Source organism: Methylobacterium sp. E-046 (assembly GCF_022829625.1).
Classification (GTDB): domain Bacteria; phylum Pseudomonadota; class Alphaproteobacteria; order Rhizobiales; family Beijerinckiaceae; genus Methylobacterium; species Methylobacterium longum.
In genome coordinates, this window is the sequence record NZ_JAKSYP010000255.1 from 1 (window position 1) to 13,611 (window position 13,611).

9 protein-coding genes are annotated in these 13,611 nt (G+C 69.6%); 5 read left to right on the forward strand and 4 right to left on the reverse strand.

All coding sequences use genetic code 11. The annotated features are described in order from the left end of the window. The first annotated feature begins 379 nt into the window (after nucleotides 1-379). Nucleotides 380-2,395, forward strand: a complete 2,016-nt coding sequence (locus tag MKK82_RS28270) for a M23 family metallopeptidase (protein ID WP_238290699.1) — start codon at nucleotides 380-382, stop codon at nucleotides 2,393-2,395. Between the two features lie 16 nt (nucleotides 2,396-2,411). Here MKK82_RS28270 and gluQRS read toward each other — a convergent pair whose 3' ends face one another. The 3 genes from gluQRS to MKK82_RS28285 form a co-directional block, all read right to left on the reverse strand. Next, a complete protein-coding gene (gluQRS, locus tag MKK82_RS28275; protein WP_238290700.1) occupies nucleotides 2,412-3,272 on the reverse strand; it encodes a tRNA glutamyl-Q(34) synthetase GluQRS in 861 nt (286 codons plus the stop codon). Nucleotides 3,273-3,417: 145 nt separating this feature from the next. Continuing rightward, the gene (locus MKK82_RS28280) at nucleotides 3,418-3,699 is read right to left on the reverse strand and encodes a hypothetical protein (RefSeq protein WP_238290701.1); all 282 of its coding nucleotides are present in this window, start codon (nucleotides 3,697-3,699) and stop codon (nucleotides 3,418-3,420) included. A gap of 250 nt (nucleotides 3,700-3,949) precedes the next feature. Further along, nucleotides 3,950-5,980 (reverse strand): ATP-binding protein, encoded by a 2,031-nt coding sequence (locus tag MKK82_RS28285; RefSeq protein ID WP_238290702.1) that lies wholly within the window; start codon nucleotides 5,978-5,980, stop codon nucleotides 3,950-3,952. Nucleotides 5,981-6,182: 202 nt separating this feature from the next. On the opposite strand from MKK82_RS28285, the gene MKK82_RS28290 reads away from it, so the two are divergent. Then, on the forward strand, nucleotides 6,183-7,826 hold the full coding sequence (locus MKK82_RS28290; RefSeq protein ID WP_238290703.1) for a GMC oxidoreductase: 1,644 nt from the start codon (nucleotides 6,183-6,185) through the stop codon (nucleotides 7,824-7,826). Nucleotides 7,827-7,954: 128 nt separating this feature from the next. Next, nucleotides 7,955-8,893: a LysR family transcriptional regulator gene (locus tag MKK82_RS28295; RefSeq protein WP_238290704.1), complete on the forward strand. Its 939-nt coding sequence runs from the start codon at nucleotides 7,955-7,957 to the stop codon at nucleotides 8,891-8,893. Nucleotides 8,894-8,902: 9 nt separating this feature from the next. On the opposite strand, the gene MKK82_RS28300 is transcribed toward MKK82_RS28295, so the two are convergent. Further along, entirely contained in the window at nucleotides 8,903-10,387 is a 1,485-nt protein-coding gene (locus tag MKK82_RS28300; RefSeq protein ID WP_238290705.1) for a DUF2252 domain-containing protein, read from the reverse strand. Between the two features lie 265 nt (nucleotides 10,388-10,652). On the opposite strand from MKK82_RS28300, the gene MKK82_RS28305 reads away from it, so the two are divergent. Together MKK82_RS28305 and MKK82_RS28310 are read left to right on the forward strand one after the other, a co-directional pair. Next, nucleotides 10,653-12,305 carry an acetolactate synthase large subunit gene (locus tag MKK82_RS28305; protein ID WP_238290706.1) on the forward strand — a complete coding sequence of 551 codons (1,653 nt, stop codon included), beginning with the start codon at nucleotides 10,653-10,655 and terminating at the stop codon, nucleotides 12,303-12,305. Between the two features lie 43 nt (nucleotides 12,306-12,348). Beyond that, complete coding sequence (locus tag MKK82_RS28310; RefSeq protein WP_243987560.1) at nucleotides 12,349-13,524, forward strand: iron-containing alcohol dehydrogenase; 1,176 nt, start codon at nucleotides 12,349-12,351, stop codon at nucleotides 13,522-13,524. Nucleotides 13,525-13,611: the final 87 nt, after the last annotated feature.

Here is a 13,611-nt window from a genome sequence, read left to right on the forward strand (position 1 = left end):
AAGAACACCCCGGAACCCCGGGGCTCATCACAGGCAAACAGAGGACCAACCGGCTACTTCGCCGGCCAGTCCCGCCGCTTGTCAGAAGATGGCTCAGCGCCCGGTCCACTTCCGCGGCCGGCGCCGATGAACCGGGGTATAGATCCACCGCTCCGACCCGTCAACAGCCGTCTGCAAAAAGTTTTCCTGCGTTTCCGCGGTCTGCCGAGTCGGGTCGCTCGGCGTGGTGCGCGCGGGCGGCTGGGAGCCATGAGCCCGTCGCGACGCCTCAATCTCGACACCCTGCCTCGTGAGATGGTTCGAGCGGGCGCGGGATCGCGCCCGGCATGGTAGATCCGGTCGGCGGATCCGGTCACCAGCGTCTTTTCAGGGCCTTCGAGTGAAGCGCGAGCGACTCAAGATCGGCGACGTGGCGGCTCTTGCCCCGGCCCACGGGGTGCAGGCGCCGCTGGACCATCTCGGCGCCTCCACGAGCCAGATCGATCGGCGCGCCGTGAACCTGCGCTGGCTCTGTGCCAGCACACTGACCGGCTTGACCGGCGCGGCTCTCATCGCTGCGGCGCTCCATGTTTCCCTGCAGGGTGACGTGTCGTTCGCGGCGATCCCCGAGAAGGCGGTCGTGGTGGCCCGGCCTCAACCCAGCGAGAGCGGTGCCAATATCGCCCGGAAGGGCGACCGGCTGGTGCGCAACCTGATGATCGCCTCTGCCAAGCAGAGTTTCCGCGCGCCGGTGACGGTCCGGCTCGGCGACCGCGAGATCATCAAGGCGAAGGCCTTCGTCCGCCTCAGCGCCCCGCTGTCCATGACCACGGGCGTCTACGCCAGCGAACCGCCGCGCTTTGATCCCATGAAGTTCGTCTCGGACGAGCCCCTCGAGCGTGCGCCCGAAGCGACCGACACGCCGAGCGCGGAGGTCAGCGTCGTCAAGCGCGATCTCCTCGAAGCGCCGGTCGACGCCAACGCCCCGGCGCTCAGCGACGACGACGTTACCGCTCAGGTCGAGGAGGAGCGCCGCATCGCCGCCGAAGCCGGGCGCCGTGCCGCCATCCCGATCGCCCCGCAGATCCTGTTGTCGCGCACGCTGCAGCAGGGCGCCGCCGGCGACGGTGCGGTTGCCAAGGAGGCAAACCCGTTCAAATCCATCGAGGTGCTGGTCGTACCCGAGAACGTCACCAAGGTCTCCAAGGTCGAGCTGAAGCCCAACGAGGCGCCGCTCGTGGAAGAGCGCGACCTCGCGCTCAAGCGCGGCGACACCTTGGAGGGTACGCTCAGGGCCACGGGGCTGGCGAACGATGAGGCGATCCGCGGCATCGTCGCGGCGCTCGGCGGCAAGGCGCGCATCGCCGCCCTGAACGAGGGCCAGCCGATGCGCGTGCAGATCGCCCCCGGGCCCCGGCCTGGCGATCCGCGCTTGGTGACGCGCGTGGTGCTCTACGGCGAGTCCGGCATCGAGGGAATCGCGGCCCTCAACGATCGCGGCGCCTTCGTCTCGGTGGCGCCCCCCGCCGAGGACACCCCGTCATCCAAGGCGCAGCCCCAGGCCGAGGCCGGCGAGGACGAGGACGAGGATGCCGGATCCGGCCCGCGGCTCTACCAGAGCCTGTACGAGACCGCCGCGCGGCACGACCTGCCACGCGCGACCGTCGAGGACATCGTCCGGGTCTTCAGCTACGATCTCGACTTCCAGCGCCGTATCGCCAGCGGCGACGGTCTGGACGTGTTCTACACCTACGAGGACGAGGCCAGTGCCGACCGGCCCGACCTGCTCTATGCCGCGCTGACGCTGGGCGGCGAGACCCGCAAGGTCTACCGCTTTCAATCCCCGGACGACGGCACGATCGATTACCTCGATGAGCAGGGGCGCTCGCTCAAGAAGTTCCTGCTGCGCAAGCCCATCGCGGACGGCATCATGCGCTCGGGCTTCGGCTACCGACGCCATCCGGTGCTGGGCTACGCCAAGCTGCACACCGGGGTCGACTGGTCGAATCCGGTGGGTACGCCGATCATGGCCGCCGGCAACGGCGTGGTGATCCGCGCCGAAATGACCTCCGGCTATGGCAACCGGGTCGAGCTGCAGCACGTCAACGGTTACGTCACGACCTACAACCACATGTCCCGGATCGGTCGGGGCATCCGCGAGGGCGTCAAGGTCCGGCAGGGCCAGGTCGTCGGTTATGTCGGGTCCACCGGTTTGTCGACCGGCGCGCACCTGCACTACGAGGTCATCATCAACGGCCATTTCGTCGATCCGATGAAGATCCGTGTCCCGCGCGGCCGCGAGCTCGACGGGCGAATGCTCGCCGAGTTCAAGCGCCAGCGCGAACAGATCGACGCCACCATGCAGAAATCGAAGAGCGCCACGGCGATCGCTCAGCGCGACGCGGTCGTGCGCTGACGCGCCGGCGTCCGTCTCAGGCGAAGCCGAGGCGGGCACGGATGGCCTCCGGCGTGACACCGGCCTGCCGAAGGTCGGCGAGGGTCTGCGAGCCGCGCGACTTGGCGAGCTTCTCGCCCCCGGCGTCGCGCATCAGCGAATGATGCCGGTAGCGCGGCTGGGGCAATTCAAGCAGGGCCTGCAAGAGCACGTGGAGATCGGTCGCCGCCTCTAAGTCCCGGCCGCGGACCACGTGCGTGATCTCCTCCACGGCGTCGTCGTGGACGACCGCGAGGTGGTAGCTCGTCGGCACGTCCCTCCGGGCAATCACGGCATCCCCCCAGCGCGCCGGATCGGCACCGACCCGGCGCTCGCCGGAGTCGTCGAAGGCGACGTAGCCGTGCGCGGCGCCGGCGCAGCGCAGGGCGGCCGCGACGTCGAGGCGCCAGGTATGCGGATCCCCGTGGGCAATGCGATCGGCCACCGCCCCGGGATCGCCGTTGCGGCAGGTGCCGGGATAGAGCGGTGCGCCGTCGGGATCGCAGGAACGCTCGCCACCCACGGCACCGGACGCGACCCGGGTTCGGATCTGCCCGCGTGAGCAGAAGCAGGGATACGCGAGCCTCCGGGCGATCAGGTTCTCGAGGGCGGTCCGGTAGGCTGCCATGTGCCGGGATTGATGCCGCACCGGCTCCGGGTAGGTCAGCCCGAGCCACGCGAGATCGGTTCGAATCCCATCGATGAAGTCAGGTTTCGAGCGTGCAGGGTCGATATCCTCGATCCGGAGGCGACAGATGCCGCCCATGCGGCGAGCGAGGTCTGCATTGAGCAGCGCCGAGTAGGCGTGGCCGAGATGGAGCCGCCCGTTCGGGCTCGGCGCGAAGCGTAGGCGCGGCATGAAGGGACTCATGCTGCGCGCCCCCGGACGCATCGCCTTCGCCATCGTCTGCGCGAATGGTGCGAACGGCGCCAAGCGATCCCGCGTAGTCCTCGCCGGCGCCGTGGTGTCGCCGCGAGGCGCGTCAGTACCGGGTGGCCCAAGCTCACCCGTCGCGGCGGCGGAGGCAGTGCGGCGCCGCGGGCTGGCAGGCGATGCCGGGCAGCGAACAGGCCGGGCCCGCCGCAAGGCGTTGGCAGACCGTGCAGCCGTCGGTCCATTCCAGGCAGGCCGGATCCTCGGCGACCGCGCGAACCGGCGCGCTATGACGCGTCGGCGCCAGTGCTCCGATGAGGACTGTGGCGATCACGAGGGCTGCCGTGCCCCATGCGGCGAGCGCGCCGCTCGAGGAGCGCGGTGCGGGCGACGGGGAGTGGGCTGTCGACATGGACGCTCTGTTGGCGCGGGATGCGCCCCGCTGTCAACGCGGGTCGGATCGGGCGCTTCGGCGAATGCACGGGAGCGCCGCGCCGACCGGCCTCGCGTCACCCGAGATCCCTGTGGTGGCCCCGAGGCTTCGCGCGTGGAGGGCACGAAGCGCCCGGCGGGATCTGGTGCTGGTCACGCATGCCTTCCCAACCCGCTGTGGCGAACCCGTCGCCGCCGCCTTGACGGGTTGCCGGCGCGACCGAGCAAGATCAGGCCGCCTGTGCGGATTGCCGCTCGAGCAAGGGGGGGAGGAGCTTCAGGTTGAGCGGCTTGGCCAGAAACCCGTCGAATCCCGCCTCCCGCGCCGCGATCTCGTCCTCGCGGCCGGCATTCGCCGTGAGCGCGACGAGGCGGAGCCGTCCGGTACCGGTGGACTCGGCCGCCCGGATGCGACGGGCCGTCTCGTGGCCGTCGAGGCGGGGCATGCGGACGTCGATCAGCGCCAGATCGAACGGCCCCTCGACCTGCAGCCGCTCCAGCGCCTCGACGCCGTCCACCGCGTGGACCACCGTGGCGCCCAGGCGCTCCAAGGCCCGGGTCGCCAGCAACGCGTTGATCGGGTTGTCCTCGGCGAGAAGCACCCGCATCCCGCAGCCGGTCCGCGGCGGTGCCGCGGGTGGTGCGGTCGCACTCTCCGGCGTCGCGGCCGGCGCGAGCAGGCGCTCGAACAGTGAGCGGGGGCGGACCGGCTTGATCAGGTAGCCGTCGAAGCCTGCGGCACCCGGGGAGCCGAAGCCGCGCCGATCGAAGGGCGAGAGGAGTACGAGGCTGGTGCGTACCCCGCAGGCATGCGCGGCGTCCGCGATCTGCCGCACCACCCCGTCGCCGAGTGCCCGGTCGGCCAGCACCACGTCGAACGTGGCGCCGGAGAGGGCGTCGAGGCCCGAGTCGAGGCTGTCCACAATCACCGTCGCCGCCCCGGCCCGGGACAGGAGGCGGGCGAGGTAGGGAGCCTGGAAGGGCGAATCGGCCACGATCAGACAGCGCCGGGCGGAGAGCGGCGGCAGCGGAACGCGCCTGTCGTGCGCTGCGCCGTCCCTCTCCGCGAGGGGGAGCACGACCCGAAAGGTCGAGCCGCGCCCGACGCGCGAATCCGCCTCGATCCGGCCGCCCATGCGGGTGACGAGACGCCGGGTGATGGCGAGCCCGAGGCCCGTGCCCTCGTGGCTGCGGCTCGAACTGCCGTCGCCCTGCTCGAACTCCTCGAACAGGATGGGGAGCCGCTCCTCCGGGATTCCCGGTCCGGTATCAGCCACCGCGAGCACGACCTCGCCACCGTCCGCGGTACGGGTGAAGCCCAGGGTGACGCCCACGCCACCGCGGTCGGTGAACTTGATGGCGTTTCCGGCCAAGTTGATCAGGATCTGTCGCACCCGGTCGGCGTCGCCCACCACCGCGGCAGGGAAATCCTCGGCGACGTCGAGGGCGATCTCGATCCCCTTGTCCTGCGCCCGCGGCGCCAGGAGTTCGACCACGCCTTCGGCGAGGACCGGCAGGTCGAACGGCTCGGCCGCGAGGTCGAGGCGTCCGGCCTCGATCCGCGAGAAGTCGAGCACCCCGTCGATCAGGCCGAGCAGCGCCTGGCCGCTGGTACGGACCGCCTCCACGTAGGTGCGCTGCTCCGGGTTGAGGTCGGTCCCAAGCACGAGATCGGCCATGCCGAGGATCCCGTTCAGCGGCGTGCGCATCTCGTGGCTCACCGTCGCTAGGAAGCGGGATTTCGCCACGCTCGCCGACTCGGCACGCTCCAGGGCGGCGTTGCGGCTGCGGATCGCCTCGACCCGGGCGGTCACGTCGCGGCCGGCACGCAGCCAATGCATCGCGTCGCCGTGCGCCACCGGCATCTCCACGAAGGCGAACCAGCGCACGCGACCGTCCGCGGCACGGACCTGCGCCTCCATGCGGCGCACCCCGTCCTGCCCGATCTCGACGGTGTTGCGGTCGAGGATCTCGAGATCCGTCTGGGAGCCAAGCAGGTCGAGGGGCTCGCGGCCGAGGAGGCGGGCAAAATCGTCGTTGGCGTAGGTGATGCGCCCGCGGGCATCGCGCTGGACGATGATCTCGGTGGTGGCGGCCACCAGCGCGCGGTAGCGGTCCTCGCTCTCGCTGATGCGCCAGATGCGGTCCTGCAGCCGCTCGGCCTCGTTCTCGTCGTACAGCGCGCCGCGCGAACGCCAGCGGCCGAGCGCCAGGATCGCCGCTACCAGGAGCGCCAGGACCAGCGCGATATCCTCGATCATGCCTGCCTCCCCGGCGGGGGCCGGTCCAAACAGGATCGCAGCTGAAGCTGAAGGTCGCGTTGGGAAAGGCGCTTAACTGGTGGTTGCGGTCAGCGCGGCGTCGGAGCCTGACAACGGGTGTGCACGAAACGGAGCGGGGGCATGATCCGAACCGCGACTCGCGAGTTGCCTGCCTGGACCGAGACCCGAACGGAGACGGCACATGTCCGGTGAGCACTACGACGTCATCATCGTCGGTTCCGGCCCCGGGGGTGGGACGATGGCGTGGCGTCTCGCGCAGACGGGCAAGCGGATCCTGCTGATCGAGCGCGGGGATTACCTCCTGCGCGAGCCGCGCAATTGGGACAGCCAGGCGGTGATCGTCGATGGCTACTACCAGGCCACGGAGACTTGGTACTCCTCGGACGGCAAGAGCTTTCACCCTGGGCTGCATTACTATGTCGGTGGAAATTCCAAATTCTACGGTTCAATCCTCTTCCGCCTGCGCGAGAAGGATTTCACCGAGATCCGCCACCAGGACGGTATCGCGCCGGCTTGGCCGGTGGGCTACGACACGTTCGAGCCGTACTATCAGGCCGCGGAGGAGCTGTTCCACGTCCACGGCCTGCGCGGTGAGGACCCCACCGAGCCCTGGTCGACGAAGCCCTACGCGCATCCGCCCGTCTCCCACGAGCCGCGGATCCAGGAGCTGTTCGACAACCTGAAGGCGGCCGGACATCACCCGTTCCACCTGCCGGTGGGCGTGCGGCTCGTGGAGAAAGACGGACGGGCCATCTCCACCTCGCCCTGCATCAAGTGCGAATCGTTCGACGGCTTCCCCTGCCCCACCAACGGCAAGTCCGACGCCCAGACTATGGTGGTGGATCCCGCCCTGCGCGACTGCCCGAACCTGACGCTCCTGACCCGGACCTACATCGAGCGGCTCGTGACGGATCCGTCAGGCCGCACCGTCACCGGCGTCGCCGGCAGCCGGGACGGCGCGCCCTTCGAGGCCTCGGCCGACATCGTAGTGGTGGCCTGCGGCGCCCTCTCCTCGGCACTGCTGCTCCTGCGTTCGGCCAGCGACCGGCATCCGAACGGTCTCGCCAACGGTTCGGATCAGGTTGGGCGCAACTACATGCGCCACAACAACTCGACGGTGCTGGCAATCTCCAAGACGCCGAATCCGACGCGCTTCCAGAAGACCCTCGGTCTGAACGACTTCTACTTCGGCGATCCGGATCCGACGGACGATTGGGATTTCCCCCTCGGTCACATCCAGATGGTCGGCAAGTCGGACGGCGTCCAGATCCACGGCGAGGGCCTGCCGGGCTTCCTGCAATGGTTCCCCGACAAACCCTTCGATTGGATCGCCAAGCACTCCGTGGATTTCTGGCTGACCTCGGAGGACGTGCCGCTGGCCCAGAACCGGGTCTACTATAAGGACGGAAAGGTCCATCTCGACCTCACGGAGACGAACGTCGAAGCGCACAAGCGGCTCCGGCAGAAGCTGCGCGCCATCTGCAGCTTCACCGACATCCATCCGCACCTGTTCGACCGATCGCTCTACCTCGGCAAGAACGTCCCGATCGGCGGGACGGCGCACCAGGCGGGGACCCTGCGGTTCGGCGACGATCCGGCCACCTCTGTCCTCGACCGGAATTGCAAGGCGCACGAACTCGACAACCTCTACGTCACCGACGCCAGCTTCTTCCCGTCGATCGGCGCCGTGAACCCGACCCTGACGATCATCGCCAACGCGCTGCGTGTCGCCGATCACCTCGTCGCGCGGATGGGGGCCCGGGACGAGATCCCGCCGCCGCGCCTCTTCGACCATACGGAGCCGCGAGAGCCGCTGCCGGCTTGAGGTCTGTCCGGTCCGGAACCTCCCACCCGCGACCGCATCCCGAGGTCGTGGTTGGATAGGCCCGCTAACGCACGCCGCTGGCCGTGGATGTTGCTATAGCTCGGCGAGCTCAAGCGACAGTGACGCCCGTGGCCATTGACCATATCGATCTCAGCCGGATCGACCTGAACCTGCTGGTCGCCCTGGACGCGCTGCTCGACGAACGCAGCGTCACCCGGGCGGCCGCCCGGGTCGGGATCGGCCAGTCGGCGATGAGTTCGAGCCTCGCCCGCCTGCGCCGCCTGTTCGACGACGAGCTCCTGACCCGGGCGCCGGACGGGATGCGGCCGACGCCCCGGGCCCTCAAGATCGCCGAGCCGTTGCGCGCCACGCTCCGGCAGGTTGAGGCGCTGGTGCATCGGGAGGATCGCTTCGATCCGGCGACCGTGGCGCGGACGTTCACGGTGAGCCTGCCCGACAGCGTCGAGGCGCTCCTCGGGCCGCGACTGATCGCGCAGCTCCGCCAGGAGGCTCCCGGGATCAGGTTGCTGCTGCGCTCGATCGACCGGACCCGGATCCTGGACGAGCTCGATGCCGACCGGGTGGATCTCGCCATCGGGCTGTTCTCCGAGGGTCAGCTGCACCACAAACAGCGGCTTCTCTACCGGGACAGCTACGTCGTGCTGTTCAACGCCGCGCTGATCGGCCTCCATCCGCCGATCGGGCTCGACGACTACCTGCGATTCCCCCATGTCCTGACATCCCTGCGCGAGACCGCTCACGGGGTTGTTGACGACGCGCTCGCCCGTATCGGCCGCTCGCGTACCCTGGCGGTGACGACGCCGCGGTTCCTCGTCGTGCCCTTCATGGTCCGCGCCGCGCCGGTGATCGCCACGATGCATGCGCGGCTCGCCACCGCCTTCGCCAGTGCCCTGGCGCTCAGCGTCAGCCCCGTGCCGGTGCCCCTGGACGACGTGGCCGTGTCGATGCTCTGGCACGCCTCCTACGACCGCGACCCGGCCCATCGCTGGCTGCGCGACCTCCTGGTGCGGCTGGCCGGCGAAGCGCCGGTCCAGGGGGTGATCTGAGGGGTCGCGTCACAGGCACGGATCGTCCGCCGCCGCAAGGCGCCCGTGATCGATCGCCTTGCGGAAGAGCGCGTGATCCGCCGCGTTCCGCTCGGCATAGGCCGCCGCCCAGTCGGCGATCGCGCCGCCGAGGTCGTGATGCTTGCCGCTTCCGCAGTAGCCGGCGATCGCCGCCGCGTCCCCGGTCCGGGCGTGGGCGCGGGCGAGCAGCGCCCCGTAGGCGTACGAGAAGGTCAGCAGCGGCGCGCCGGACATCCGCGCCAGGGGGAGCGCGCCCTTCAGGTTCTTCATCTGCCGCACGTAGAACGGCCGCCCCGCGATGCTGGTCCAGCCGAGGAGCGGATCGCCCACCGCCTGGAGCAGCCGCTGACCGTAGATCACGCGCTCGCCCTCGTGCCCCGCATAGGGTGCGGGCATGCCCGGCAGGTACGGGGCGTGGGCGGGGCGGACCGCCTCCTTGACCTGCAGGAACAGCGCGTCGGCGTCAGAATTGCCGAACAGCAGCGCGAGGTAGGCACGGGTTCCGACGCTCCCGATCCCGACGACGCGATGGGCGACGTCGACCACATGATAGCGGTCGAGCATGAAGCGGCGCTCGCGGGGCAGGGTCTCGGCGTAGCGTTCCAGGCCGGTGACGACGCCCTCGCGCGTCGCCTCGTCGACCGGAGTCAGGATCGGCGGATCAGCCTGCAGACGCCAGCTGCCGTCGGTGCGCCGCTCCGCGACCTGCCCGAGCAGGCTGCGGTTGTTCCGGCGCCGGGCCTTGTCCACCGCGTGCCGCACCACGGCCCGGGCCTCCATGTCCATCCGCAGACCGGCGATGTGCGGGGTATCGGCGCGCGTGGTCTGGTACCAGACGTCCAGCGATCCCTGCGGCGCAAGGCGCCGCATCGTCTGCTGATAGCCGGCGACCACCTCCATGACGGCGTTGCGCCGCTCCCCCGCCGTCGCGCCGGCATCCGCTGTGGCCACCGCGAGGCCGGCCGCAAGGCGCTTGAGATCCCATTCCCAGGGGCCGATCGTCACCTCGTCGAAGTCGTTGAGATCGAGGACGATGTCGCGCTGGGGCGTGCCGAACAGGCCGAAATTGTCGATGTGGGCGTCGCCGTTCATCACGACGTCGATACCGCTGCGGGGGCCACGCGACAGGTCCCAGGCCATCACGGGCGCGGCTCCGCGCAGGAACGCGAAGGGCGAACTCGCCATCCGGGCGACCCGCAGCGGGAGCAGGTGCGGCTGGCGGCCCTCGTGCGCCGCCTCGATCAGGTCGACCGGGTCCGGCCGGTCCGAATCGGCTTTGAGCACGGCCTGGGCCGCGTGGGGCACCTCGGCGCGCAGCCGCTTGCCGGCGTGGCGGCGCTTGTCCCAGGATTCGACCCCCGCGCGCAGGTCGATGCGGGGGAAATCGGCGATCGGTGCGAGCACCGATGCCGCGGCCGAGGCATGCGCGTCCCCGTCATCCGGCGCTGTCTTGTCGCTTTCCAGGCGGTCCATCGATAACCAATCCGTGCGCGCCGGACCGCCTCGACCTTACGGACGTCATCCCGGCACCGGGCAGACTTCCATACGGTAGCATCCGCCCGGCTCTGTGACTTTCCGACCCTGCGCGGCCCTTGACCGCTCTACGGGCCGGCCCTCTAACGAACCGCTATTCGGGAAGCGTTTCTTCGTCCCGTGCCGTTCCGTTGGAGGCCGCTCGACGCGCGGGCCAGGAGCGGACCGGGATCGCGGGCGCGCCGTTGCATCAGCGAGACTTCGCATGCCCAAGGGTTCAGATCTACTCGTGGCGGCCCTCGAGAACGAGGGCGTCGACCGCATCTTCGGGATCCCCGGCGAAGAGAATCTCGACGTCGTCGAATCCCTGCGCAATTCCAAGATCGAGCTGGTCCTGACCCGCCACGAGCAGGCGGCGAGCTTCATGGCCGCCACCCACGGCCGCCTCACCGGCCGTCCCGGCGTCTGCCTCTCGACGCTGGGCCCGGGCGCGCTCAATTTCTCCACCGGCGCGGCCTACGCCCATCTCGGCGCCATGCCGATGATCATCATCACCGGACAGAAGGGCATCCTGTCCTCGCGCCAGGCGAAATTCCAGATCGTCGACGTGATCAGCTCGATGAAGCCGATCACCAAGATGGCCCGGCAGATCGTCTCGGCCTCCTCGATCCCCAGCATCGTGCGCGACGCCTTCCGGGTCGCCACCGAGGAGCGGCCCGGACCGGTGCTGCTGGAGCTGCCCGAGGACATCGCCTCGGAACAGGCCGAGGCTCATCTGGTGCCCTCGCACCCGATCGATATCCCGGTCGCCCACCCGGCCGCCATCGAGCGCGCCGCCGCCATGATCCTGAAGGCCAAGCGCCCGCTGATCATGCTGGGCGCCGCCGCGAGCCGCCCCCGCGCCACCGGCGAGCTCGGCGGCTTCGTGCAGCGCACTGGCATCCCGTTCTTCACCACCCAGATGGGCAAGGGCACCGTCGCGGGCGGGACCGACCTCTACATGGGCACCGCGGCGCTCTCCGAGCGCGACTACGTCCACGAGGCGATCGACCGGGCCGACCTGATCATCGCCATCGGCCACGACACGATCGAGAAGCCGCCCTTCTTCATGGGCCAGGCCGACCAGAAGGTCCTGCACATCAGCTACATGCCGGCCAACGTCGAGCAGGTGTACTACCCCGACGCCGAGGTGGTGGGCGATCTCGGACCGACCCTGAAGCTGCTCGCCGAGAAGCTCGACGGCAAGCTCCCCAACGCCGGCGCGCTGCTGCACCTGCGCGAGCACATCCTCACCCATATCGGTGACCGGGCCGGCGAGGATCGCTTCCCGGTGACCCCGCAGCGCCTCGTGCGCGACGTGCGCCGGGTGATCCCCGAGGATGGCATCGTCTGCCTCGACAACGGCATGTACAAGATCTGGTTCGCCCGGAACTACCGGACCTACGTCGCCAACACGCTGCTCCTCGACAACGCGCTGGCCACGATGGGCGCGGGCCTGCCCTCGGCCATGATGGCGGCGATGCTCTACCCGAACCGCCGCGTCATGGCGGTCTGCGGCGATGGCGGCTTCATGATGAACAGCCAGGAGATGGAGACCGCGGTGCGGCTCAAGCTCAATCTGGTGGTGCTGGTGCTCGACGACTCGGCCTACGGGATGATCCGCTGGAAGCAGGCCGTCGACAAGTTCGCCGATTACGGCATGACCTTCAACAATCCGGACTTCGTTCTCTACGCCAAGTCGTACGGGGCCACCGGCCACCGGGTCGAATCGGTCAACGACCTCGTGCCGACCCTGGACCGGGCCTTCGCGGCGGGCGGCGTCCACCTCGTGGCGGTGCCGATCGACTATTCCGAGAACACCCGCGTGCTGGTCGACGAGCTGCGCGCGAAGGTGAAGGATTTCGAGCCCGCCGAGTGACCTTGGCCTCGCAGAGACTCGGCATGCAAGACAGGGAAGCGCGATGAATCCGTTCACCTTCCAGACCACGCCGAACGTGCTGTTCGAGGCCGGCGCCTCCCGGAAGCTGCCGGAGATCGTCGGCAGTTTCGGGGCCAAGCGCGTCCTGCTGGTCACCGACAAGGGCGTGCGCGGCGCCGGGCTGACCCGGGCCGCCGAGACGGCTCTGACCTCCGCGGGCGTCATCCTGGACGTCTACGAGGACGTAGTTGCCGACCCGCCCTCCACGGTGATCGAGGCGGCAGCCAGGCGCGCCCGGGAGCTCGGGACCGATCTCGTCCTGTCGATCGGCGGCGGCTCGGCGCTCGATACCGCCAAGCTCGTGGCCTACCTCGCCAAGTCGGACGAGCCGCTCGACGCGATCTACGGCGTCGGCCTCGCCAAGGGCGACCGCCTGCCGCTGATCCTCGTACCCACAACGGCCGGCACCGGCTCCGAGGTGACGCCGATCTCGATCGTCACGACGCCGACCACCGAGAAGAAGGGCGTCGTCGCCCCGAAGCTCCTGCCCGACTGGGCGGTGCTCGACCCGGAGCTGACGCTGGGCCTTCCGTCCCACGTGACGGCCGCCACCGGCATCGACGCCATGGTCCACGCCATCGAGGCCTTCACCAGCAAGAACAAGAAGAACCCGATCTCCGACCAGCTCGCCAAGCAGGCGTTGGCGCTGCTCTCGGCCAACATCCGCACCGCCTGCACGGACGGCAAGAACCTCGAGGCGCGCTCCGGCATGCTGCTCGGTTCGATGCTGGCCGGCATGGCCTTCGCCAACGCGCCGGTCGCGGCGGTGCACGCCCTCGCCTACCCGGTCGGCGCACTCTTCCACGTGCCGCACGGGCTCTCGAACGCCCTCGTGTTGATGGGGGTGATGCGCTTCAACCTCTCCCACGCGGAGGGACTCTACGCCGAGCTGGCGCCGATCCTCGACCCGGCCGCCGCGGATCTGCCGCAGCCTGAGGCCGCCAAGCGCTTCGTCGAGAGCCTCGACGCGATCTGCCGCGACTGCAAGGTGCCAGCCTCCCTCGCCGAGGTCGGCGTCGCCCGGCAGGACCTGGAGCGCATGGCCACCGACGCGATGAAGCAGACGCGGCTCCTCGTGAACAACCCGCGCGAGGTCACCTACGACGACGCCTTTGCGATCTACGCCGAGGCCCTCGGTGAGACGCGCCCGGCGGCGTGAGGGCGCGTCTCGCCATTCTCGACCTCATCCTGAGGTGCGGCGAAGCCGCCTCGAAGGAGCCCTCCAGAAGCCGCTGCCGTCCCTGGA